This window comes from Stenotrophomonas sp. ATCM1_4, from assembly GCF_004348115.1.
Taxonomy (GTDB): domain Bacteria; phylum Pseudomonadota; class Gammaproteobacteria; order Xanthomonadales; family Xanthomonadaceae; genus Stenotrophomonas; species Stenotrophomonas capsici.
In genome coordinates, this window is the sequence record NZ_QPFB01000001.1 from 2,857,535 (window position 1) to 2,880,333 (window position 22,799).

19 protein-coding genes are annotated in these 22,799 nt (G+C 68.7%); 3 read left to right on the forward strand and 16 right to left on the reverse strand.

From position 1 onward, the window contains the following. Nucleotides 1-34: 34 nt before the first annotated feature. Nucleotides 35-865 carry a methylenetetrahydrofolate reductase [NAD(P)H] gene (gene metF / locus ATCM_RS13310; RefSeq protein WP_132864974.1) on the forward strand — a complete coding sequence of 277 codons (831 nt, stop codon included), beginning with the start codon at nt 35-37 and terminating at the stop codon, nt 863-865. Between the two features lie 55 nt (nt 866-920). Next, nucleotides 921-1,541 carry a DUF4124 domain-containing protein gene (locus tag ATCM_RS13315; protein ID WP_132864975.1) on the forward strand — a complete coding sequence of 207 codons (621 nt, stop codon included), beginning with the start codon at nt 921-923 and terminating at the stop codon, nt 1,539-1,541. Here the strand turns inward: ATCM_RS13315 and ATCM_RS13320 are convergent. The 3 genes from ATCM_RS13320 to ATCM_RS13330 all read right to left on the reverse strand — a co-directional run bounded on the left by ATCM_RS13320 (nt 1,531) and on the right by ATCM_RS13330 (nt 6,544). Continuing rightward, nucleotides 1,531-2,484, reverse strand: a complete 954-nt coding sequence (locus ATCM_RS13320; protein WP_132864976.1) for a Nudix family hydrolase — start codon at nt 2,482-2,484, stop codon at nt 1,531-1,533. The genes ATCM_RS13315 and ATCM_RS13320 overlap by 11 nt on opposite strands. A 240-nt stretch (nt 2,485-2,724) precedes the next feature. After that, the gene (gene secA, locus ATCM_RS13325) at nt 2,725-5,433 is read right to left on the reverse strand and encodes a preprotein translocase subunit SecA (protein WP_132864977.1); all 2,709 of its coding nucleotides are present in this window, start codon (nt 5,431-5,433) and stop codon (nt 2,725-2,727) included. Nucleotides 5,434-5,593: 160 nt separating this feature from the next. Continuing rightward, a complete protein-coding gene (locus tag ATCM_RS13330) occupies nt 5,594-6,544 on the reverse strand; it encodes a M23 family metallopeptidase (RefSeq protein ID WP_132864978.1) in 951 nt (316 codons plus the stop codon). A 12-nt stretch (nt 6,545-6,556) separates the two neighbouring features. Here ATCM_RS13330 and ATCM_RS13335 point away from each other — a divergent pair, with 12 nt between their 5' ends. After that, nucleotides 6,557-6,991, forward strand: coding sequence for a DUF721 domain-containing protein (locus ATCM_RS13335; RefSeq protein WP_132864979.1), 435 nt, complete (start codon nt 6,557-6,559; stop codon nt 6,989-6,991). Nucleotides 6,992-7,214: 223 nt separating this feature from the next. Here ATCM_RS13335 and lpxC read toward each other — a convergent pair whose 3' ends face one another. The 13 genes from lpxC to rsmH all read right to left on the reverse strand — a co-directional run bounded on the left by lpxC (nt 7,215) and on the right by rsmH (nt 22,799). Then, a complete protein-coding gene (lpxC, locus tag ATCM_RS13340; protein WP_132864980.1) occupies nt 7,215-8,126 on the reverse strand; it encodes a UDP-3-O-acyl-N-acetylglucosamine deacetylase in 912 nt (303 codons plus the stop codon). Nucleotides 8,127-8,401: 275 nt separating this feature from the next. Next, nucleotides 8,402-9,634: a cell division protein FtsZ gene (gene ftsZ / locus ATCM_RS13345; RefSeq protein ID WP_132864981.1), complete on the reverse strand. Its 1,233-nt coding sequence runs from the start codon at nt 9,632-9,634 to the stop codon at nt 8,402-8,404. 200 nt (nt 9,635-9,834) lie between these two features. Further along, nucleotides 9,835-11,070, reverse strand: coding sequence for a cell division protein FtsA (ftsA, locus tag ATCM_RS13350; protein WP_132864982.1), 1,236 nt, complete (start codon nt 11,068-11,070; stop codon nt 9,835-9,837). After that, on the reverse strand, nt 11,067-11,795 hold the full coding sequence (locus ATCM_RS13355; protein ID WP_132864983.1) for a cell division protein FtsQ/DivIB: 729 nt from the start codon (nt 11,793-11,795) through the stop codon (nt 11,067-11,069). Before ATCM_RS13355 ends, ftsA begins: the two co-directional genes overlap by 4 nt. Before the next feature lie 91 nt (nt 11,796-11,886). Next, nucleotides 11,887-13,323: a UDP-N-acetylmuramate--L-alanine ligase gene (murC, locus tag ATCM_RS13360; protein ID WP_132864984.1), complete on the reverse strand. Its 1,437-nt coding sequence runs from the start codon at nt 13,321-13,323 to the stop codon at nt 11,887-11,889. Between the two features lie 43 nt (nt 13,324-13,366). Continuing rightward, nucleotides 13,367-14,458: an undecaprenyldiphospho-muramoylpentapeptide beta-N-acetylglucosaminyltransferase gene (gene murG, locus ATCM_RS13365; RefSeq protein WP_132864985.1), complete on the reverse strand. Its 1,092-nt coding sequence runs from the start codon at nt 14,456-14,458 to the stop codon at nt 13,367-13,369. After that, on the reverse strand, nt 14,458-15,774 hold the full coding sequence (gene ftsW, locus ATCM_RS13370) for a putative lipid II flippase FtsW (RefSeq protein WP_132864986.1): 1,317 nt from the start codon (nt 15,772-15,774) through the stop codon (nt 14,458-14,460). Before ftsW ends, murG begins: the two co-directional genes overlap by 1 nt. Further along, nucleotides 15,774-16,859 (reverse strand): phospho-N-acetylmuramoyl-pentapeptide-transferase, encoded by a 1,086-nt coding sequence (gene mraY, locus ATCM_RS13375; RefSeq protein WP_132864987.1) that lies wholly within the window; start codon nt 16,857-16,859, stop codon nt 15,774-15,776. Before mraY ends, ftsW begins: the two co-directional genes overlap by 1 nt. Then, nucleotides 16,849-18,231: a UDP-N-acetylmuramoyl-tripeptide--D-alanyl-D-alanine ligase gene (gene murF, locus ATCM_RS13380; RefSeq protein ID WP_132864988.1), complete on the reverse strand. Its 1,383-nt coding sequence runs from the start codon at nt 18,229-18,231 to the stop codon at nt 16,849-16,851. The genes mraY and murF overlap by 11 nt, the downstream gene beginning before the upstream one ends. Then, the gene (locus tag ATCM_RS13385; protein WP_132864989.1) at nt 18,228-19,715 is read right to left on the reverse strand and encodes a UDP-N-acetylmuramoyl-L-alanyl-D-glutamate--2,6-diaminopimelate ligase; all 1,488 of its coding nucleotides are present in this window, start codon (nt 19,713-19,715) and stop codon (nt 18,228-18,230) included. The genes murF and ATCM_RS13385 overlap by 4 nt, the downstream gene beginning before the upstream one ends. Then, nucleotides 19,712-21,574 (reverse strand): penicillin-binding protein 2, encoded by a 1,863-nt coding sequence (locus ATCM_RS13390; protein WP_132864990.1) that lies wholly within the window; start codon nt 21,572-21,574, stop codon nt 19,712-19,714. Before ATCM_RS13390 ends, ATCM_RS13385 begins: the two co-directional genes overlap by 4 nt. Further along, nucleotides 21,571-21,834, reverse strand: a complete 264-nt coding sequence (gene ftsL, locus ATCM_RS13395) for a cell division protein FtsL (protein WP_132864991.1) — start codon at nt 21,832-21,834, stop codon at nt 21,571-21,573. The genes ATCM_RS13390 and ftsL overlap by 4 nt, the downstream gene beginning before the upstream one ends. After that, entirely contained in the window at nt 21,831-22,799 is a 969-nt protein-coding gene (gene rsmH, locus ATCM_RS13400; protein ID WP_132864992.1) for a 16S rRNA (cytosine(1402)-N(4))-methyltransferase RsmH, read from the reverse strand. Before rsmH ends, ftsL begins: the two co-directional genes overlap by 4 nt.

Sequence of the window (22,799 nt, forward strand, 5' to 3'; positions counted from 1 at the left end):
TAATCGCTCGCATTCGTCATGCCCGGCCCCCTCCATGACCGCGATCAGCTTCGAGTTCTACCCCCCAAAGACCGACGACCAGCGCGCCCAGCTGGACCGCACCGCCGCCAAGCTCAAGGGCCACGCGCCCGAGTACGTGTCCTGTACCTTCGGGGCGGGCGGTTCGACGCTGAGCTACACCTCCGAGACGGTGCGCCACCTCAACCAGCACCATGGCTTCCAGGCGGCGCCGCACCTGTCCTGCGTCGGCGGCACCCGCGAGGAGATCCGCGAGCTGCTCAAGCTGTACCGCGCCATCGGGGTCAAGCGCCTGGTCGCGCTGCGCGGCGATCTGCCCTCGGGCATGGGTTTCCCCGGTGACCTGCGCTACGCCTCCGAGCTGATCGCCTTCATCCGCGCCGAGCATGGCGACGCCTTCCGCATCGAGGTCGGCGCCTACCCGGAGACGCACCCGCAGGCCAACGACGCCCTGGCCGACCTGCGCCACTTCAAGACCAAGATCGATGCCGGCGCCGATGCCGCCATCACCCAGTACTTCTACAACGCCGATGCCTACTTCCATTTCGTCGACGCGGTGACCCGGCTCGGCGTGGACGTGCCGATCATTCCCGGTGTCATGCCGATCTCCAACTTCAGCCAGCTGCGCCGCTTCTCCGAGCAGTGCGGCGCAGAGATCCCGCGCTGGATCAGCAAGCGCATGCAGGCCTATGGCGACGACGCCGAGTCGGTGCGCGCGTTTGGCGCCGACGTGGTCGCTTCGCTGTGCGAGCGCCTGATCGCCGGCGGCGCGCCGTCGCTGCACTTCTACACGCTCAACCTGGCCAAGCCGACCAACGCGGTACTGCAGCGCCTCGACCGCGGCTGAGCCGGCCCACGCCGCATCACTTCCGGCCTACCGGGGCAGTGGTTACCCTTGCCGGATGCGCACCGTCCTGCTCCTGCTGCTCAGCTGCCTCGCCCTGCCTGCCATCGAGGCGCCCGCACAGCAGATCAACCGCTGCACCAACCCGCAGGGCCAGACCGTGTACGGCGACAAGCCCTGCGAAGTGATGGGCGCCCGCGCGCGGCTGTTGCCGCCCGCACGGGCGGCCGGCAGCAGCGGCCTGTACCGCGACAGCTGCGCGCGGCGCTTGAGCGAAGTGGTCGGCATCATCCAGTCAGCCGCCGACGCCCGCGACCCCAACCGGCTGTCCGGCATCTACCTGTGGACGGGCCTGTCCAACGAGGCTGCCACGCGGGTGATGGACCGCCTGGATGACATCGTGCAGCGCCCGCTGGTGGACATCGCGCCGGTGTTCCCGGAAGCCCCTGCCTACGCGCCGGCACCCACGCAACCGTTCACCTATGCCGACGGCACCCCGGTCGACCCTGCCGATGGCAGCGCCGAGGCACCGGTCGAACACCTGCTCACCAACGTGCAGTACACGCCGCGCAGGCCCATCGGCCTGCGCCTGGAGCAGACCCTGCCACGCAGCAGCACCCCGAGCCGCACCGTGTTCCGGCTGCGTCGTCAGTACAACTGCTTCTGGATCACGCTGTAAGCACGGCCGGCCACAGCGAACGGATCGCCGCCACGCCCAAGGCGCCATGCTGGCGCGCGGCCTGCACGTCGGCCGCCGCCAGTCCGCCGATCGCATAGATCGGCAATGACACCTGCTCGCGCAGGCGTTCGAACGCCTCCCAGCCCAGCGGCGTCGCATCGGGGTGGGTCGCGGTGGCCCGTACCGGGCCGAGCACCGCGAAGTCGCAGCCCAGCCGCTGCGCGGCCTGCAACTGCGCCAGGTCGTGGCAGGACGCGGCCACCGGCAGCGTCGCCGGCAGTGGGCGCGCCTCCAACGCCAGCAGCTGCTCGCCGCCCAGGTGCACGCCAACCCCCAGCTCCTGCGCCAGGGCGATGTCGCGGTTGACCAGCAGTTCCAGATCCCGCCCGAAGCGCTGCACCGCGCTGCGGGCCAGTGCCTGGCGCTCGGCGGCCACCGGCGTGCGTAGCTGGACCCGGCGGATGCCGGAAGCCACGGCGGCCTCGATGCCGGCCAGCCAGGCCGCGTCGCCGTGCAGCGGCTCGGGCGTGACCAGGTAGCACTCCGGCTGGCGCAGCGCCGCCACCACCGGCAGGTCCGCCGGCGGCATCGAGTAGCGCCCCAGCTTGTCCGGCGTCACCCAGGTGATCGCCTGCCCTTCGCGGCCGCGTGCCGTCCCTTTCCATTGCCGCACCATGCGCACTTCCAGGCGCAGGCGCTTGTCCGGGTAGAGCTGCGGCACCTCCATCACCCACTCGCCCACCTCGGCCTCGATGCCCAGCTCTTCGTGCAGCTCACGCGCCAACGCCTGCTCGGAGGTTTCGCCGGGTTCGCGCTTGCCACCGGGGAACTCCCACAGGCCGGCCATGTCGCTGTTGCCGGTGCGGCGGTTGAGCAGGATGCGGCCGCGCGCATCGACAATGACGGCGGCCACGACGTGGATTGAACGCAGGGGGGAATTCATGCCACGAGCATGCCGAACAAGCGCCCGCACGCGCAACGGGAACCGTGCGCCACGATCCGGATTCGAGACATCGAACCCAGCCGCGGGAGCGACCGCGGCCGCGAAGCACGGCAGCCTGCTGCACCGGAATCCCCGGCGGTCACCGCATGCATGGGGCCGGCCGCACCGGCGGCGCGGCCCAGGCCGTTCCTGCCGCTCGCCATGACGAAAACGCCCCGCGTGCGCGGGGCGTTTCGTGGATCAGTTCAACTGGCCGTGGCAGTGCTTGTACTTCTTGCCGCTGCCGCACGGACAGGGGTCGTTGCGGCCGACCTTGACCTCGCCCGAGGCCAGCGCCTGCTCGGCTTCCTCGTCGGCGCTGTAGCCGCCGTTGTCCTGGTGCTGGAACTGCGACATCTTCAGGCGGGCCTCGGCCTGCTGGCGCTCCAGCGCCTCCATCGCCGCCACTTCCTCCTCGCTGCGGATACGCACGCGCGACAGCATCAGGATCACCTCGCGCTTGACGTTCTCCAGCATGTCCGAGAACAGCTCGAAGGCTTCCTTCTTGTACTCCTGCTTGGGCTGCTTCTGCGCGTAACCACGCAGGTAGATGCCCTGGCGCAGGTAGTCCATGCGGGCCAGGTGCTCCTTCCAGCTCTGGTCGAGCACGGTCAGCATCACGTGCTTCTCGAGCGCCCGCATGGTTTCCACGCCCACGGACACTTCCTTCTGCGCGAAGTGCTCATCCATGAACTCGATGACCTTCTGCGCGATGCCCTCGGCGTCCAGCTCCTCGTGCTGCTTGACCAGCCCGACCACGTCCATCTCCACGCCCAGCTCAGCGTGCAGGGTGGCCTGCAGGCCCGGCAGGTCCCACTGCTCGTCCACCGAATTGGCCGGCACGAAGCGGGTCACCAGGTCGTAGATCACGTCGCCGCGGATGCCGTCGATGTTCTCCTTGACCGACTCGGCGTCCAGCAGCTCGTCGCGCTGGGCGTAGATCACCTTGCGCTGGTCGTTGTTGACGTCGTCGAAGTCCAGCAGGTTCTTGCGGATGTCGAAGTTGTGCGCTTCGACCTTGCGCTGCGCCTTCTCGATCTGGCGGCTGACCATGCGGTCTTCGATGACGTCGTCTTCCTTCATGCCCATCAGGCGCATCGCCTTCTGCACCCAGTCCGAGGCGAAGATGCGCATCAGGTTGTCTTCCAGCGACAGGTAGAAGCGGGACGAGCCCGGGTCACCCTGGCGGCCGGAACGGCCACGCAGCTGGTTGTCGATACGACGTGATTCGTGGCGCTCGGTGCCGACGATGTGCAGGCCGCCAGCGGCCTTCACCGCGTCATGGCGCTCCTGCCAGGCCGCCTTGAGCGCGGCCTTCTGCGCGTCGGTGGCATCCTCGCCCAGCTCGTGCAGCTCGGTTTCCAGCGAGCCGCCGAGCACGATGTCGGTACCGCGGCCGGCCATGTTGGTGGCGATGGTCACCGAGCCCGGGCGGCCGGCGTTGGCGACGATGGTCGCTTCGCGGTCGTGCTGCTTGGCGTTGAGCACTTCGTGCTTCACGCCGGCCTTGCGCAGGTGCTCGGACAGCATCTCCGAGGTTTCGATCGAGGTGGTGCCCACCAGCACCGGCTGGCCGCGCTTGGCGCATTCCTCGATGTCGGCCAGCACCGCGTTGAACTTGCCGGTGCGGTTGAGGAACACCTGGTCCGGGTGGTCCTTGCGCACGGTCGGCTTGTTGGTCGGGATCACCACCACTTCCAGGCCGTAGATGCTCTGGAATTCGTAGGCTTCCGTGTCGGCCGTGCCGGTCATGCCGGACAGCTTCTTGTACATGCGGAACAGGTTCTGGAAGGTGATGCTGGCCAGCGTCTGGTTCTCGCGCTGGACCGGCACGCCTTCCTTCGCTTCCACCGCCTGGTGCAGGCCATCGGACCAGCGGCGGCCGGCCAGGGTACGGCCGGTGAACTCGTCGACGATCACCACTTCGCCATCACGCACGATGTAGTCCACGTCACGCTGGTAGATCGCGTGCGCGCGCAGGGCGGCGTTGAGGTGGTGGACGACGGTCAGGTTCTGCGCGGCGTACAGGCCGTTGTCGTTGTCCTCGCCGATGATGCCGGCTTCGCGCAGCAGGGTCTCGGCATGCTCCATGCCGGCCTCGGACAGGTAGACCTGCTTGCCCTTCTCGTCCACCCAGTAGTCGCCCTCGCCGTCCTCGGCGTCCTGGCGGATCAGATGCGGCACCACGCGGTTGACGCGGATGTACAGCTCCGGGGAATCGTCGGCCGGGCCGGAGATGATCAGCGGGGTACGCGCCTCGTCGATCAGGATCGAGTCGACTTCGTCGACGATGGCGTAGTGCAGGCCGCGCTGGTAACGGTCGGCGCGGGTCAGCGCCATGTTGTCGCGCAGGTAGTCGAAGCCGAATTCGTTGTTGGTGCCGTAGGTGATGTCGCAGCCATAGGCTTCGCGCTTGTCGCCGTGCGGCATGCCCGGGTAGACCACGCCCACGCTCAGGCCCAGCCAGTTGTACAGCTTGCCCATCTGCGCGGCGTCGCGGCGGGCCAGGTAGTCGTTCACGGTGACCACGTGGACGCCCTTGCCTTCCAGCGCATTGAGGTAGACCGGCAGCGTTGCCACCAGGGTCTTGCCTTCACCGGTACGCATTTCGGCGATCTTGCCCAGGTGCAGCACCATGCCGCCGATCAGCTGCACGTCGTAATGGCGCATGCCCAGCACGCGCTTGGATGCCTCGCGGCAGACCGCGAAGGCCTCCGGCAGCACCTTGTCCAGGGTTTCACCGCCGGCGATGCGCTCGCGGAACGCGGTGGTCTTGGCTTTGAGCTGGTCGTCGGAGAGCGTCTGGATCTCCGGCTCCAAGGCATTGATCTTGGCGACGATACGGTTGAGCTGGCGCAGCTGGCGCTCGTTACGGCTGCCAAAAACGCGGGTAAGCAGGCTGTTGATCATTGAAGGAACCGGTTTGAATGAAATGCCGCGCGACGCAGGATCCCCCCCGGGTTCACCTCGTCACAAACGAAACAGGGCGCAATGCGCCCTGTCTATGGCAACGCCTATTGTAGCTTGGGGCGGGGGCTTGGCGATTCAAGCCACCCGCACCCGGCAAACATCAGCCCCGGCTGAGACGGCCGACCGGGGTGTTGCCACCCTCGCCCAGGAACTTGCGCGGGTTCATGACCTGGCCGTTCTGCCAGACCTCGAAGTGCACGTGGGCACCGGTGGAGCGGCCGGTGGAGCCGGCCTTGGCCACTTCCTGCCCGGCCCGGACCAGCGCGCCTTCGCGCACGGTCAGGCGGGAGTTGTGGGCGTACAGGGTCTTGTAGCCGTTGCCGTGGTCGATCTCGACCACGTTGCCGTAGCCGCCCTTGACCCCGGAATAGCTGACCACGCCATCGGCCACGGCCATGACCGGGTCGCCGACGCGGGCGTGGAAGTCCATGCCCTTGTGGTTGCCGGCACCGCGGCCGAACGGGTCGGCGCGGGTACCGAAGCTGGAGGTGATGTAGGTGTTGCTGATCGGCATGCGCGAGGGCACGGCGTTCTGCTCGAGCTGGTGGTCGAACAGCAGCGACTCCAGCACCGACAACTGCTTGCCTGAAGCAGCGAAACGCTGCTCCAGCACCTGTAAGTCGCTGTTGACCGCGTTGGCCGGGATGTCCTGGGTCGGGCCCGGATCGCCGTCACCCATGCCGGGGGTTTCGTTGAAGTCGAACTCGCCGTCCTGCAGCTTGCCCATTTGGGTCAGGCGCTCGCCCAGGGCGTTCAGGCGCGTGGCTTGGGCCTGCAGCTCGCCCAGGCGGGCGGCCAGCGCATTGACCTGGGTCTGTGCGTCGGCACGGACCTTGGCCAGCTCCTGCTCCTGGTGGTCGACCTTGGCTTGCAGGGCCGAATCCCCGACCATGCCCAGCGCGAAGCTCATCGCCACGCCTATCAGGCACCCCAGTCCAAGTACGCTGCCCAGCAACGCCTTGGGTCGATCCTCGAAGTACATCTGAACGCGTGCGAGCGGCGTCTTGGCCTGCGGTTCACGCGTTTTGATTACGATCTTTTTGAATGCCATTGAAGAATTCTTATGTCTGAGCCGAAATCCAGCGTTCGTTCCCGTTCCGCGCCCAAGCAGGCGCTGGAAGCGGTGATGGCGGACAAAGCTGGAAACCCGTTGCGACGAGCCCTGTGGCTCGATGCGCTGGACCGGCAGTTGCGCCCCCATTTGCCGCCGGCGCTGGCAAACCGTTGCCGGTTGGCCAATGTGGACGGCGAACACCTCGTTTTTGTCGTCGAATCGCCGGTGTGGCATGCCAAGGTAAGGCTTGCCGAAGGCCAGCTGATCGACGCGGCCCGATCCATCGGGCTGAAGGTCACACGGGTGACCGTCAAGACTGCCACTGCGCCACCGCACTCCCCAGTGCGTAACGACCAGCGCAGTACCGCAGTGTCGGAAGCCACGCACAAAGGCCTGCGTGACGCCCTGGCTGCCCTTCAGGATGTGAAACCCACGCGTTCCTGAAACCACCGGGGCCCGGGGGCCCCGGTTCCCGTCCGCCGCCCCGAGGGGGGACAAACAGGAAGCCGGCAGGAATCCTAGCCGCCGAATGCGACCGGGGAGTTAGTCTTTTGTTAATTTTCAGTTAAATTCAGGCTCGAACCCGCGCGAGGTTCACATTTCGACAACACAGCTGTCCGCCTGTCCGTGGGACAGAACAGGACACATGCGCGGGTGAGCGCCCGGCTCAGGCCAGGGCGGGGACACCGTAGACCACCGGGTCGGTGGCGGTGGGGGACGCGTAGCTGGCCCATTCCCAGGCGCTCTGGTCGGCCAGCAGGGCACGCACCAGCTTGTTGTTGAGCGCATGGCCGGACTTGAAGCCCTCGTAGGCCCCGAGCACCTGGCCACCGGCCAGGTACAGGTCGCCGATGGCATCGAGAATCTTGTGACGCACGAACTCGTCGGCGTAGCGCAGGCCGTCGTCGTTGAGCACGCGGAACTCATCCAGCACGATGGCGTTGTCCATCGAGCCGCCCAGGCCCAGGTTGCGCTCGCGCATGTACTCCAGGTCGCGCATGAAGCCGAAGGTGCGCGCGCGGGAGATTTCCTTGATGTAGGCGGCCGTGGAGAACTCGACCTCGGCGCGCGACTGCTTGGCCGGGATCATCGGGTGGTCGAACTGGATGGTGAAGCCCAGCTTGTAGCCCTCGTACGGGTCGAAGCGGGCGACCTTGTCGCCGTCGCGCACTTCCACCGTCTTGAGGATGCGCAGGAAACGCTTGGGCGCGTCCTGCTCGATGATGCCCGCCGACTGCAGCAGGAACACGAACGGGCCGGACGAACCGTCCATGATCGGCAGCTCGGCCGAGGACAGCTCGACGATGGCGTTGTCCACGCCCAGGCCGGCCAAGGCCGACATCAGGTGTTCGACGGTCTGGATCTTGGCGCCTTCGCAGGTCAGGCCGGTGCACAGCGTGACTTCGGTGACCAGGTCGGCACGGGCCGGCACTTCGACCACGGGCTCCAGGTCGACGCGGCGGAACACGATGCCATGGTCCACCGGCGCAGGGCGCAGGGTCATGTAGACCTTGTCACCGCTGTGCAGGCCGACGCCCGTGGCGCGGATCGTGTTCTTGAGGGTGCGTTGCTGGATCATGGACTCGGAACCGGGAAAGCCGCGCATGCGCGGCCGGGGACAAACAAGAATAACACGCGTTCACACGCGGCCCTGGCCCACTGAAACGAGGCGCCTGCCGCGATTCAGGACGGAAAATGCCGCCGGGCCTGCCCTGGCCCGGCGACAAAGGACATGGATGTTGCCCGTCGGGGTGGACGGCCCCGACGTGTATTGCCTTGCCCCGGGCCAGGCCTGCCCCGGCCTGCCGTCATCGGCAGGCGCAGGGGCCGGCACGCCCGGTCATGCCGGCCGGATCAGTCCGCCTGGCGGCGCAGGAACGCCGGGATGTCCAGGTAGTCGCTCGGCAGTTCGGCGGCGGCCGGGGTCGAAGCCGATGCCGACGAGGCGGCAGCGGTATCGGCGCTCGGACGACGCAGGCCCATGCCCAGCGAGTTGCCGGCGGCCTTGGCCACGGCATCGGCCGGGCTTTCGTACTCGCCGAACTCGGCCTGGCCGGTGGTGGCGTTGCGGACTAGCTTGATCGGTGCGCGCTCGCCGGCACGCGGCGCGGCGCCCTTGGCAACGGCACGGTTCAGGCCGGTGGCCACCACGGTCACGCGCACTTCGTCCTGCATGTCCGGGTCGAGCACGGTGCCCACCACCACGGTGGCGTCCTCGGAGGAGAAGCCGTCGATGGTGCGGCCGATCTCGTCGAACTCGCTCATGGTGAAGTCCGGGCCGGCGGTGATGTTGACCAGGATGCCGTTGGCACCGGCCAGGTTCACGTCGTCCAGCAGCGGGTTCTGGATGGCGGCCTCGGCGGCGGCCTGGGCGCGGTCATCGCCGCGCGCGGTGCCGGTGCCCATCATGGCCAGGCCCATCTCCGACATCACGGTGCGCACGTCGGCGAAGTCGACGTTGATCAGGCCCGGACGCACGATCAGGTCGGCGATGCCCTGCACGGCGCCCTGCAGCACGTCGTTGGCGGCACGGAAGGCCTGCACCATGGTGGCGTTGCGGCCGAGCACGGTGATCAGCTTCTCGTTCGGGATGGTGATCAGCGAGTCGACGTGCTGGCTCAGTTCCTCGATGCCCTTCAGCGCGACCTGCATGCGGCGACGGCCTTCGAACGGGAACGGCTTGGTGACCACGGCCACGGTCAGGATGCCCATTTCCTTGGCCAGCTGCGCCACCACCGGCGCGGCGCCGGTGCCGGTGCCGCCGCCCATGCCGGCGGTGATGAACACCATGTCCGCCCCCTGCAGGGCATCCATGATGCGCTCACGGTCTTCCAGGGCGGCCTGGCGGCCGACTTCCGGGTTGGCGCCTGCGCCCAGGCCCTTGGTGACGTTGGTACCCAGCTGCAGCTGCAGCTTGGCACCGCAATTCTTGATGGCCTGCGAGTCGGTGTTGGCGGTGATGAACTCCACGCCATCCACGCTGCTGTTGACCATGTGCGCCACGGCGTTGCCGCCGCCGCCGCCCACGCCAACCACCTTGATCACCGCGTTCGGTGCCATCTTTTCAATCAGTTCGAAATGCGCCATGTCCATGTCCTCTCTATTGCCGTGATTGGGTCGGGCATCCGGGAAGCATCCTTCTCCTTCTGCGCCCGCCCGCACCGGCGAGTTTTAGTTGATGTACCGGCCGGGCTGCCCCTGCGCGGCGTTGTTGCCTGTATCAATGACTGCGTTACTGCACTTCGTCTTGCCCTGCCTACCACTTCACTGCACTACTGCCGCGACGCTCAGAACTCGCCGCGGAACCAGTTCTTCAATTTGTTGAACACGCTGCCGGCGCGCCCGGTGGGCAACGACGGACGACGCGGGTGCTCGATCTGGCTGCCCATCAGCAGCAGGCCCACGCCGGTGGCATGCACCGGGTTGCCCACTACCTCGCCCAGCCCGGTGACGTGCTGCGGGATGCCCACGCGTACCGGCATCTGCAGCATTTCCTCGGCCAGCTCGACCACGCCTTCCATCTTCGAGGCGCCGCCGGTGAGCACCACGCCGGCGCGCACCATCTCCTCGAAGCCGGAACGGCGCAGCTCGGCCTGCACCATTTCAAAGATTTCCTCGTAGCGGCCCTGCACCGCCTGCGCCAGCGAATGGCGCGGCATGCGGCGCGGCGGGCGGTCGCCGACCGACGGCACCTGGATGCTCTCCTCGGCGGTGGCCAGCTGTGCCAGCGCGCAGGCGTAGCGCACCTTGATCTGCTCCGCTTCCGGAGTCGGGGTGCGCAGCATGTGGGCGATGTCGTTGGTGACGTGGTCACCGGCGATCGGCAGCGAGGCGGTGTGGCAGATCGCGCCCTGCACGTACACCGCGATGTCGGTGGTGCCTGCGCCGATGTCCACCAGCACCACGCCCAGCTCGCGCTCGTCGGCGGTCAGCACCGCCACGCTGGAGGCCAGCGAGGACAGCACCAGGTCGTCGACCTGCAGGCCGCAGCGCTGCACGCACTTGCTGATGTTGGCCGCGGCCGACTGCGCGCACACCACCAGGTGCGCATGCACCTCCAGGCGCACGCCCGTCATGCCGACCGGGTTGCGGATGCCTTCCTGCGAGTCGTCCAGCACGTACTCGCGCGGGATCGCATGCAGGATCTTCTGGTCGGCCGGGATGGCGACCGCCTTGGCCGCTTCCAGCACGCGGTCCAGGTCACCCCAGCTGACCTCGCCTTCGCGGATCGGAGTGATGCCCTGCGAGTTGCGGCACTGCACGTGGTTGCCGGAGATCGAGGCATAGACCGAACGGATCTCGCAGCCGGCCATCAGCTCGGCTTCCTCGATGGCGCGCTGGATCGACTGCACGGTGGATTCGATGTCCACCACCACGCCGCGCTTGAGGCCGCGCGATTCGTGCGAGCCGATGCCGATCACCTCGATCGGGCTGCCCGGCGAGTACTCGCCCACCAGCGCCACCACCTTGGAGGTGCCGATGTCCAGGCCGACGATCAACGATTTGTCACCCTTGCGATTCATGTCCTGTCCTGCGTCTGCTTTGTTGCCGGCGGCGGGGTTCCCCAGCTCAGCGTGAAACCGTTGGTATAGCGAAGGTCGGCGCGCACGATCGGCACCTGGGTGCGCGTGAGCTGCGGCAGCACCCGCACGAAGCGGGCCAGGCGCGTACGTGCGTCATTGCGGCCGACGATGATCTCGGTGCCGTTGTCCAGCGCCAGCGACCAGCTGCCACGGGCGTCCATCACCACCTGGTGCACGTCCACCCCGGCCGGCGCGAACAACGCGCGCGAGTCGTTGTAGAGCTCGACCACTTCGGCGGTCTTGCTGTCCGGGCCATCGAGCAGCGGCAGCGGCGCGTCCTCCAGGCCATGCGGCACGGCGAACAGGCGGCCCTGCTCGGACAGCAGCCGGTCCTTGCCCCAGCGGGCGAACGGCTTGTGCTCGACGATGGTCACTTCCAGCACGTCCGGCCACTGCTTGCGCACCTGCGCGCTCTCCACCCACGGCAGCTTCTGCACGGCGCTCTGCGCGTCCTGCAGCTCGACCGCGAAGTAGCCGGCGCGTGCATACGGCAGCAGGGCCTTCTGCAGCTGTTCGCCGGAGACCCGCTTGAATTCGCCGTGCACGCGCAGCTTGGCCAGCGGCCAACGCTCGGCGCCGACCCAGCCGTTGAGCACGGCCACCACCGGCAACGCCACCAGGGCGATGGCCAGCAACCAGGCGAGCATGCGCAGGAGCGCGTTCATCGCGCGCCCTCCCCCGCATTCCGCGCACGCGCGGCCGACACCGACCGCGGCGCGGCGATGTGGGCGGGCATGGACGGGAATGCGTGGCGGTTCATTCGGCCGGGTGCTCCCTGAAGCCTTCGGTCACCACCGCCTGGGCCACCGCGCCGATGTCGCCGGCCCCCATCATCAGCAGCAGGTCGCCGTCCTGCAGGACGTCCGGCAGCACCGAGGCCAGGTCGGCCGCCTGGCCGACCACCACCGGCTCGCTGCGACCGCGTGCGCGGATGGCGCGTGCCAGCGACTTGGAATCGGCACCCGGGATCGGCGCTTCGCCGGCCGGGTAGACCTCGCTCAGCACCAGCGCGTCCACTTCGGACAGCACCGCAGCGAAGGCATCGAACTGGTCACGGGTACGGCTGTAGCGGTGCGGCTGGAAGGCCACCACCAGGCGTTGCGACGGCCAACCGCCGCGGGCAGCGGCGAACACCGCCGCCAGCTCGCGCGGGTGATGGCCGTAGTCGTCGATCACCCGCACCTTGGCCCCCTTGTGGGTGGTCACGATGCCCAGGTCGTTGAAGCGGCGGCCGACGCCTTCGAACTTCTCCAGCGCGGCGGCGATGGCTTCCGGGGCCACGCCCAGCTGCCAGCCCACCGCAGCGGCGGCCAGCGCGTTGAGCACGTTGTGCTTGCCCGGCAGGGCCAGCTTGACCGGCACCGAGCTGCCTTCGGGCAGGCGCAGAGTGAAGCGCATGCAGGCGCCGTCCTGGACCACGTCCTCGGCACGCACGTCGGCATTGCTGCTCATGCCGTAGCTCATCACGTGGCGCGGGGTCTTGGCCGCCAACGCCGCCACTTCCGGGTCGTCGATGCACAGCACCGCCAGGCCGTAGAACGGCAGGCGCTGCAGGAACTCGGCGAATGCGGCCTGGACGCGGGCGAAGTCGTTGCCGTAGTTCTCCAGGTGGTCCGCATCGATGTTGGTGATCACCGCCACCAGCGGGTTCAGGCGCAGGAAGCTGCCGTCGCTCTCGTCGGCCTCGGCCACCAGCCACTGGCCACCGCCGAGCTTGGCGTTGGCGCCGGCGGCCAGCAACTGGCCACCGATCACGAAGGTCGGGTCCAGGTTGCCTTCGCTCAGCACCGCGGCGGTCAGCGAGGTGGTGGTGGTCTTGCCGTGCGTGCCGGCCACCGCGATGCCGCGACGGAAGCGCATCAGCTCGGCCAGCATCGCCGCGCGCGGCATGATCGGGATGCGCTGGCTGCGCGCCTCCATCAGCTCCGGGTTGTCCTCGCGGATGGCGCTGGAGACGACGATGCAGTCGGTGCCCAGCACGTTGGCGGCCGAGTGGCCGCGCATCACGCGCGCACCCAGCCGCGACAGGCGACGGGTAGCCGCGTTGTCGGCGTTGTCCGAACCGGAGACTTCGTAGCCCAGGGTCAGCATGACTTCGGCGATGCCGCTCATGCCGGTGCCGCCGATGCCGACGAAGTGCACGCGCGGGAACGCGCGGACCAGGTCGTTGGTGTCGTGGAGGCGACGGATCATGCCCGGCCTCCGGTGTGGCGGGCGCGGGTGCGCGGTGCCGTGTTCATGCTGCTTCCTCGAGAATGATGTCCGCGATGCGTTCGGCCGCATCGACCTTGGCCAGCGCACGCGCGGCTTGCGCCATCTGCATGCGGCGGGCCGGCGTATCGGCAAGCGTGCGCAGCACGCCTTCCAGGTTTCTGGCCAGCGCGTCGTCCTGCTTGAGCAGTTCGGCGGCACCGCGCTCGACCAGGTATTCGGCATTGCGGGTCTGGTGGTCGTCCACCGCCGCGGCGAACGGCACCAGCACGCTGCCCACGCCCACCGCGCACAGCTCGGCCAGCGTCGAAGCACCGGCGCGGCACACCACCAGGTCGGCCCACGCATAGGCGGCGGCCATGTCCTTGATGAAGGCATCGACGCGGCCGTCCACGCCCGCGGCGCGGTAGGCCTGCAGGGCTTCCTCGTGCAGCTTCTCGCCGCACTGGTGCCAGACCTCGATGGCCACGCCGCCACCGAGCGCGGCCAGTGCCTGGGGCACGGCGTTGTTCAAGGCGCGTGCGCCCTGGCTGCCGCCCAGCACCAGCAGCCGCATCGGGCCACTGCGTCCGGCCAGGCGCACGTCCGGCGCCGGCAATGCGGCTATTTCCTCGCGCACCGGGTTGCCGACGGCTTCCTCGCGACCATTGGCGAAGCTGCCCGGGAAGCCGGTCAGCACGCGCCGCGCGAAGCGCGACAGGATGCGGTTGGTCATGCCCGGCGCGCGGTTCTGCTCGTGCACCAGCAACGGCAGCCCGTGCAAGCGCGCGGCCATGCCACCTGGGCCGGCGGCGAAGCCACCGAAGGCCACCACCGCGCGCGGATTGCGCTCGCGCAGCACGTAGCCGGCGCCGCGGATGGCGCGCAGCACGCGCATCGGCGCACCCAGCAAGGCCAGCTTGCCCTTGCCGCGCAGGCCGGAGATGGCCAGCGTGTCGATCGGGATGTCGTGCTGGGGGACCAGCCGGGTTTCCATCGCGCCATCGGCGCCCAGCCACACCACCGGCACGCCACGCGCGCGCAGCACCTTGGCCACGGCCAGGCCGGGGAAGATGTGGCCACCGGTACCGCCGGCCATGATCATCACCGGGCGTGCCTGGGCAGTGGACGCGGCCATCAGGCGATCCTCCCGAAGGTCGGTTCGACCCGCTGCTGCATGCGGCTGGTACCGCGCGCCGAGCTGTCGCGCCCGTTGGCGGCCTGCAGCGCGGCGGCCAGCTCGGTGGCCGAACGGCGCTCGGCGCTGTCGTCCTCGGCGGCGGCAACTACCGGTTCGATGTCCTCGCGGAATTCCTGGCGGCGCACGGCGCGGTTGTATTCGTAGGACACGCGCAGCAGCAGGCCCATCGCCACGCAGGTCATCATCACGCTCGAGCCACCGGAGGAGATCAGCGGCAGGGTCAGGCCCTTGGTCGGCAGCATGCCCAGGTTCACGCCGATCGAGACGAAGGTCTGCAGGCTGATCCACAGCGCGATGCCGAAGGCGATGTAGCCGGCGAAGTGGCGGCGCATCTCGATGCAGCGCATGCCCAGCCAGAACGCACGGCCGACCAGCAGCGCGTACAGGCCGATGATCGCGCACACCCCCAGGAACCCCAGCTCCTCGGCGATCACCGAGAAGATGAAGTCGGTATGCGATTCGGGCAGGTAGTTCAGCTTCTGGATCGAGGCACCCAGGCCGACGCCGGTCCACTCGCCGCGGCCGATCGCCATCAGCGCGTTTGACAGCTGGTAGCCCGAGCCGAGCTGGTCCTGCCACGGGTCCATGAACGAGGTGACGCGGCGCATGCGGTACGGCTCGAAGATCACCAGCAGCACCAGCGCCGGCAGCATCAGCAGCACCGGCAGGATGATGCGCTTGATCTGCGCGCCACCGAGCACCAGCATGCAGGTGGTGATGCCCAGCAGCAGCATCGAGGAGCCGAAGTCCGGCTGCATCAGCAGCAGGCCGACCAGCAGGCCGACCACGCCGACCGGCTTGAGCATGGCGATCCAGGTCGCGTTGACCTCGTCGCGGAAGCGCACCAGGTAGCTGGACAGCCACACGATGTAGAGCACCTTCACCGCTTCCACGGTCTGGAACTTGGACACGCCCAGGTTGATCCAGCGCCGCGCGCCGTTGACGCTGCTGCCCAGGCCGGGGATGAACACCACGATCAGCAGCGCGAAGCAGCCCAGCAGCAGCAGCTGGTTGTACTTCTCGATTTCCTTCAGCTCCACCCGCATCGCCACCGCGGCCAGCACCACGCCGATGGCGATGAACATCAGGTGGCGGGTCAGGTAGTAGAACGGACTCTGCGTCAGCGCGATGGAGCTGGAAGCCACCATCACGATCCCGATCGAAGCCAGCGCCATGGCGGCGCCCAGCAGCCACTTGTCGTAGCTGCCGCCGATGGCTTCCAGTCGGGTTGCCTGACGCGAGTAATCGTCCATCAGCGCACCTTGAGCGTTGCCAGGCCGATCAACACCAGCACCACCGAGATGATCCAGAAGCGCACGATCACGCGCGGCTCCGGCCAGCCCTTCAGTTCGAAGTGGTGGTGGATCGGGGCCATGCGGAACACGCGCTTGCCGGTGAGCTTGAACGAGGCCACCTGGATCATCACCGACAGGGTCTCGATCACGAACACGCCGCCCATCACCACCAGCACCAGCTCCTGGCGCACGATCACGGCGATGGTGCCCAGCACCGCGCCCAGCGCCAGTGCGCCGACGTCACCCATGAACACCATGGCCGGATAGGTGTTGAACCACAGGAAGCCCAGGCCGGCGCCGGCGATGGCCGCGCAGATGATGACCAGCTCGCCGGCGCCCGGGATCTGCGGGATCTGCAGGTAGCTGGAGAACACCGCGTTGCCGGAGGCATAGGCGAACACGCCCAGCGCGCAGGCGACCAGCACGGTCGGCATGATCGCCAGGCCGTCCAGGCCATCGGTCAGGTTGACCGCGTTGGAGAAGCCGACGATCCAGAAGTAGGCGATGGCCACGAAGCTGATGCCCGCCAGCGGCAGCGCGATCGACTTGAACATCGGGATGTAGAACGTCAGCGCCGCCGGCACGTCGGCGGTGTAGAACAGGAACAGGCCGGCGGCCAGGCCGAAGATCGACTGCAGCAGGTACTTCCAGCGCGACTTCAGGCCGTTCGGGTCGCGCTTGGCGATCTTGATCCAGTCGTCGTACCAGCCGATGGCGCCGAAGCACAGCATCACCACCAGCACCAGCCAGACGTAGCGGTTGCGCAGGTCGCCCCACAGCAGCACCGAGATCAGCACGGTGGTCAGGATCAGGCCACCGCCCATGGTCGGCGTGCCGGCCTTGGAGAAGTGCGACTGCGGGCCGTCCTTGCGGATCGGCTGGCCGCCCTTGAGCTGGGCCAGGCGACGGATCGCGATCGGGCCCAGCCACAGCGACAGCGACAGCGCGGTCAGCGCCGCCAGGATGCCGCGGAAGGTAAGGTAGTTGAACAGGCGGAAGAGGCCGTCCAACTGCTGCAGCCATCGGGCCAGTTCAAGCAACATGCGGGGTTTCCTCGCCGCGCGGCAACAGCGCGGTCACGATCTTGTCCATGGCGCTGCCGCGCGAGCCCTTGACCAGGCAACGCACGCCAGCATGAAGTTCGGTTTCCAGCGCGGCCGCCAGCGCGGCGTGGCTGTCGAAATGGCGGCCGCCTTCGCCGAAGGCGGTCGATGCGGCCTCGCTCAACGGCCCCAGCGTGTACAGGCGCTTGAGGCCGGCCGCGCGGGCGCGCTGCCCGGCCTGCGCATGCAGCGCGCGCGCATCCGGGCCCAGTTCGCGCATGTCGCCCAGCACCAGCCAGCCTTCTTCCTGGCCTGCGGCCAGCGCGCTGATCGCCGCGGCCAGCGAACCGGGGTTGGCGTTGTAGCTGTCATCGACCAGCACCGCGCCATTGGCCAGCACGTGGGCAACCTGGCGGCCGGCGACCGGGCGCGCCTGCGCCAGGCCCTGGATCACCAGCGGCAACGCGATGCCGGCGGCCAGCGCCAGCGTCGCGGCGGCCAGTGCATTGAGCACGTTGTGGCGGCCCGGCAACTGCAGCGCCACCGCGGCCTCGCCCTGCGGCGCGTGCAGCTGGAAGCGCGAGCTGCCCTGGCCCAGCACGATGCCGGTGGCGGTGACCTCGGCGCTGGCCTCCAGGCCGAAGCGCAGCACCCGATGGCTGCCGGCACGGGCCACGAAGTACGGTGCGAACGCATCGTCGGCATTGACCACCGCCACGCCGTCGGCGCGCAGGTCGTCGTAGACCGCCGCCTTGGTGTTGGCGATCTCCAGCAGGCTGCCCATGCGCTCCAGGTGCGCCGGCGCGACGTTGTTGACGAGCGACACGTCCGGCGCGGCGATGGCGGTCAGGTAGGCGATGTCGCCCGGCTTGCCGGTGCCCATCTCGTAGATGGCGAAGTCGGCATCGTCCGGCGCGTCGATCACCGCCAGCGGCAGGCCGATCTCGTTGTTGCGGTTGCCCGGCGTGGCATGCACGTGCAGGCCCTGCACGGCGGCGGCGTGCTGCAGGATCGCCAGCAGCAGGTTCTTGACGCTGGTCTTGCCGTTGCTGCCGGTGATGGCGAACACGCGCGTGGCGCGGCCCTGCTGCATGCCGGCGGCGATGCGGGCCAGGGCCAGCGCGGTGTCGGCGACCACGACCTGTGGCACGTCCAGCGGCTGCAGCGTGTCCACCAGCAGCGCGCTGGCGCCACGGGCTACCGCTTCGGCGGCGAAGTCGTGGCCGTCGAAGCGCTCGCCGCGCAGCGCCACATACAGGCTGCCGGCGGCGAGCGTACGGGTGTCGTTGCCAATGGCGTCGATCGCCACGTCCTCGCCGTGGATCTCACCGCCGGCCCAATGCGCGATCAGCGACAGCGGGGTGCGCTTCATGCGGTCACCTCCCCGTTCGCCGAGCGTGCCTGCAGCGCGCGCGATGCCACGTCGGTGTCATCGAAAGGATGTTTGATACCTGCAATCTCCTGGTAGGGCTCGTGGCCCTTGCCGGCGACCAGCACGATGTCGCCCGGGCCCGCCTGCGCGACGGCCGCGCCGATGGCGCGGGCACGGTCACGCTGCACGTTGACCCGGGACGGATCGGCGAAGCCGGCCATGATGTCGGCGACGATCACGTCGCCGTCCTCGCCGCGCGGGTTGTCGTCGGTGACGAACACCACGTCGGCCAATTCCTCGGCAATGGCCGCCATCTGCGGGCGCTTGCCGGTGTCACGCTCGCCACCGCAGCCGAACACGCACAGCAGGCGGCCATCGAGGTGGCCATGCAGGCTGCGCAGCGCCTGCTCCAGTGCGTCGGGCGTGTGCGCGTAGTCGATGACCACGGTCGGTTCACCGTGGCCGCCGAGACGGTTCATGCGGCCACGGATCGGCTGCAGCTGCGCCAGCACCTGGGCGATGGTCCCCGCCGGCTGGCCCAGGCCATGCAGCGCACCGGCCACCGCCAGCAGGTTGTCGACGTTGAAGCGCCCCAGCAGCGGCGAACGCAGCGCGAAGCGCGCGTCCCCGATCACCAGCTCGAAGCCGATGCCCTGCCCGTCCAGCACCAGTTGCTCGGCGCGCACGCTGGCACCGGCCTGGCCGGTCGAACTCAGGCCGATGGCCTGCACACCTTCGGCCAGGGTGGTGATCAGGTCGCGGCCGAACGCATCGTCCAGGTTGATCGCCGCCGCCTTCAGGCCCGCGCGATGGAACAACCGGGCCTTGGCCGCGCCGTAGGCTTCCATGCTGCCGTGGTAGTCCAGGTGGTCGCGGGTGAGGTTGGTGAACACCGCCACGTCGTAATGCACCGCATCCACGCGCCCCTGGTCCAGGGCGTGCGAGCTGACTTCCATCGCCACCGCGGCGGCGCCGCCGTCGCGCAGCTGGGCCAGCACGTCATGCATCTGCAGCACCAGCGGCGTGGTGAAGCCGGTCGGCACGATGTTGCCGTACAGGCCCACGCCGAGCGTGCCGATCGAGCCACTGGCGATGCCCAGCAGGTGCCATGCCTGGGTCAACAGCTGCACGGTCGAGGTTTTGCCGTTGGTACCGGTGACGCCGACCATGGTCATCGCACGCGACGGCTGGCCATGGAACTGGTCGGCCATCATGCCCATGCGCTGGCGCAGGCCCGGCACTGCGATGGCATCGGCCGGGGCCGGCAGCTCGGCCGGGGCCGGCGGCTCGAACAGCACCACCGAGGCGCCGTTGGCCTTGGCCTGCTCGACGAAACCCAGTCCATGCGCGCCGAAGCCGGCAATTGCCACGAAGGCATCGCCGGGGCGCACGTGGCGCGAGTCGAGCACCAACCCGCTGATCTGCGGGTCGTGCGGCAGGGCCAGGTCAGGCAGCAGGTGGGACAACAGCATCGTGCGGCTCACTGGCGCACCTCCGTCGTGGCAGGCGCAGGCGCACTGGCCGTTGGCAGTGCGGCGTCGAATTCGGTTTCAGCGTTGGTGGCTTCGGCGGCGTCCTGCGGGATCGGCAGCGGTGCCGTGCTGCTGCCCGGCTTGCCCCCGACCTTGCCCGCGGCCTGCGCCGCCAGCCACGACTGGATGTCGTCCGGCGGCACGTCCATCAGGCGCAGCGTGCCTTCCATCACGTGGTGGAAGACCGGCGCGGACACCAGGCCGCCGTACTGCAGGCTGCCCTGCGGGTCGTTGACCACGATCACCGCGGCATAGCGCGGGTTTGTGGCCGGCACCACGCCGGCGAACAACAGGTTGTAGTGGCCGCGCTCGTAGCCGTTGGGGCCGTTCTTGCGCGCGGTGCCGGTCTTGCCGGCGACGTGGTACCCCAGGATCGCCGCCTGCTTGGCGCCGCCGTTGGTGACCACGGTTTCCATCATCCGCACCACTTCCTGGGCCACGGACGGGTCCAGCACCTGCCGCGCCTCATTGCGCTGGCCCTTGATGAAGGTCGGCTGGATCACCTGCCCACCGTTGGCCAGCGCCGAGTACGCCTGCGCGATCTGCAGCGGCGTCACCGACAGGCCGTAGCCGTAGGACATCGTGGTCTTGGTGGTGCCGTACCAGCCCGGGCTGCCCGGCGACGGCACCACCCCCGCCGATTCGCCGGGGAAGCCGCTGTGCGGGGCCACGCCGTAACCGAAGCCACGCACCGAGTCGTAGAACATCTGGTCGGGGATGCGCGCGACGATCTTGGCCGCGCCGATGTTGGAGCTGCGGGTGATCACGCCGGTGACGTTGAGCACGCCGTTGTTACGCGGCACGTCGCGGATGGTGTAGCGGCCCAGCGACAGGTAGCCCGGGTTGGTGTCGATGACCGTGTCCGGTGTGACCACGTGGTTCTGCAGCGCGGTGGCGATGGTCAGCGGCTTCATCGTCGAGCCGGGCTCGACCAGGTCGGTCACCGCGCGGTTGCGGCGCGTGTCCGGGGTGGCGCCACTGACGGCATTCGGGTTGTAGGTCGGCAGGTTGGCCATGGCCATCACCTCGCCGGTGGCCACGTCCATGATCACGATCGAACCACCGGCCGCACGGTTGGTGGTCACCGCGTTGCGCAGCTCGCGCATGGCCAGGAACTGGATGCGGCGATCGATGCTCAGGGTCAGGTCCTTGCCCGGCTCGGCCGGACGGACCAGGTCGATGCTCTCCACGATCGCGCCCTTGCGGTCGCGGATCACCTTCTTGATGCCCGGCTTGCCGCGCAGCCATTCGTCGAAGGCCAGCTCCAGGCCTTCCTGGCCGTGGTCGTCGATGTTGGTGAAGCCCAGCACGTGCGCCATCGCCTCACCCTGCGGGTAATAGCGACGGAACTCGCGCTGCGAGAACACGCCCGGGATCTTCAGCGCCACGACCTGCTCGGCCACGTCCGGGTTCATCCGGCGGCGCAGGTACATGAACTCCTTGTCGGCCTTCTGCGTGACCTTGGCCGTCACTTCGTCCGCGGGCAGGCCCAGGGCCTGCGCCAGCTCGGGGATGCGCTCGGGCACGCGCAGCAGTTCCTGCGGGTTGACCCAGATCGAGGCCACCGGCGTGGACACCGCCACCGGCTCGCCGTTGCGGTCGGTGATCATGCCGCGCGAGGTCGGGATCGGCACTTCGCGCAGGTAACGGGCCTCGCCCTGCCGCTGGTAGAAGTCGCTGTTGATCAACTGCACGTAGGCCGCGCGCCCGACCAGCGTCACCCCGCACAGGCCCAGGCCCACGGCCACCATCATCAGGCGGTTGCGCAGGTTGAACTGGCTGCGGTTGCGGTTGCGCACGGGCTGGTTCATGGCCGGATCACCACGATGTCAGCGGCCTCGGGGAACTTCATCGCCAGCCGGCCCCGTGCCTCCTGGTCCACGCGCGTGGCCTGGGCCAGGGTGGCCTGCTCCAGCTGCAGGCGACCGAACTCGATGTTCAGCTCGTCGCGGGCGTGCTCGAGCCGGGACAGTTCGACGAACAGCTGCCGATGGCGATGGCGCATGAACACCACCCCGATCGCCGAGGCGATGGTGCAGGCCAGCAGCACGATCAGCAGCAGGCGGCTCATGCAGCCACCTCGCGTTTCTGGGCAACCCGCAGCACCGCGCTGCGCGAGCGCGGGTTGACCGCCAGTTCGTCGTCCTCGGCCTTGATGGCGCCACCGATCAGGTCCAGCGTCGGCACGAAGGCCACCGCCTCGGGCAGCCGGCGGTTGCTCGGCGGGGCCTTGGCATGGCGGTTCATGAACTGCTTGACGATGCGGTCTTCCAGCGAATGGAAGCTGATCACCGCCAGCCGGCCGCCCGGCTTGAGCCGCGCCATCGCCGCGTCCAGCCCGGCCTCCAGGTCGGACAGCTCGCGGTTGATGTGGATGCGGATGGCCTGGAAGCTGCGCGTGGCCGGGTGGATCTTGTCCTTGCCGCGCGGCATCACCGAGGCGATCACCTCGGCCAGTTCGGCCGTGCGGCTGAACGGCTGGTTGGCACGACGCGCAACGATGGCCCGGGCGATGCGGCGGCTCTGCCGCTCCTCGCCGTAGGTCCACAGCACGTCGGCGATCTCGCGCTCTTCGGCGCGGTTGACCCACTGCGCGGCGCTCTCGCCCGAATCCGGGTCCATGCGCATGTCCAGCGGGCCGTCTTTGCCGAAGCTGAAACCGCGCTCGGCCACGTCCAGCTGCGGCGAGGACACGCCCAGGTCGAACAGCACGCCGTCCAGGCCGGCGGCGGTCTGGTTCCAGTCCAGCAGGTCGGCGAAGCTGCCGCGGTAGATCGACACTCGACCGTCCGGCGCGAAGTCGCGCTCGGCCACGGCGATGGCCTCGGGGTCCTTGTCCATCACCAGCAGGCGCCCGTCCGGGCCGAGCTGGCGCAGCACGCCGCCGGCGTGACCGCCACGACCGAACGTGCCATCCAGGTAAGTACCGTCTTCGATCACCCTCAGGCCCTGAAGGACCTGGGTGTACAGCACCGGCAGGTGAGCCGCCGGCGGCTGCGACACCGGAGGGTGACCGGCCTGCGCTTGACCGCGCAC

Excerpts from the sequence above, each read along its gene's own strand:
- metF (WP_132864974.1), top strand. The coding sequence starts at position 35 with ATGACCGCGATCAGCTTCGAGTTCTACCCCCCAAAGACCGACGACCAG.
- ATCM_RS13315 (WP_132864975.1), top strand. The coding sequence starts at position 921 with ATGCGCACCGTCCTGCTCCTGCTGCTCAGCTGCCTCGCCCTGCCTGCC.
- ATCM_RS13320 (WP_132864976.1), bottom strand. The coding sequence starts at position 2,484 with ATGAATTCCCCCCTGCGTTCAATCCACGTCGTGGCCGCCGTCATTGTC.
- secA (WP_132864977.1), bottom strand. The coding sequence starts at position 5,433 with ATGATCAACAGCCTGCTTACCCGCGTTTTTGGCAGCCGTAACGAGCGC.
- ATCM_RS13330 (WP_132864978.1), bottom strand. The coding sequence starts at position 6,544 with ATGGCATTCAAAAAGATCGTAATCAAAACGCGTGAACCGCAGGCCAAG.
- ATCM_RS13335 (WP_132864979.1), top strand. The coding sequence starts at position 6,557 with ATGTCTGAGCCGAAATCCAGCGTTCGTTCCCGTTCCGCGCCCAAGCAG.
- lpxC (WP_132864980.1), bottom strand. The coding sequence starts at position 8,126 with ATGATCCAGCAACGCACCCTCAAGAACACGATCCGCGCCACGGGCGTC.
- ftsZ (WP_132864981.1), bottom strand. The coding sequence starts at position 9,634 with ATGGCGCATTTCGAACTGATTGAAAAGATGGCACCGAACGCGGTGATC.
- ftsA (WP_132864982.1), bottom strand. The coding sequence starts at position 11,070 with ATGAATCGCAAGGGTGACAAATCGTTGATCGTCGGCCTGGACATCGGC.
- ATCM_RS13355 (WP_132864983.1), bottom strand. The coding sequence starts at position 11,795 with ATGAACGCGCTCCTGCGCATGCTCGCCTGGTTGCTGGCCATCGCCCTG.
- murC (WP_132864984.1), bottom strand. The coding sequence starts at position 13,323 with ATGATCCGTCGCCTCCACGACACCAACGACCTGGTCCGCGCGTTCCCG.
- murG (WP_132864985.1), bottom strand. The coding sequence starts at position 14,458 with ATGGCCGCGTCCACTGCCCAGGCACGCCCGGTGATGATCATGGCCGGC.
- ftsW (WP_132864986.1), bottom strand. The coding sequence starts at position 15,774 with ATGGACGATTACTCGCGTCAGGCAACCCGACTGGAAGCCATCGGCGGC.
- mraY (WP_132864987.1), bottom strand. The coding sequence starts at position 16,859 with ATGTTGCTTGAACTGGCCCGATGGCTGCAGCAGTTGGACGGCCTCTTC.
- murF (WP_132864988.1), bottom strand. The coding sequence starts at position 18,231 with ATGAAGCGCACCCCGCTGTCGCTGATCGCGCATTGGGCCGGCGGTGAG.
- ATCM_RS13390 (WP_132864990.1), bottom strand. The coding sequence starts at position 21,574 with ATGAACCAGCCCGTGCGCAACCGCAACCGCAGCCAGTTCAACCTGCGC.
- ftsL (WP_132864991.1), bottom strand. The coding sequence starts at position 21,834 with ATGAGCCGCCTGCTGCTGATCGTGCTGCTGGCCTGCACCATCGCCTCG.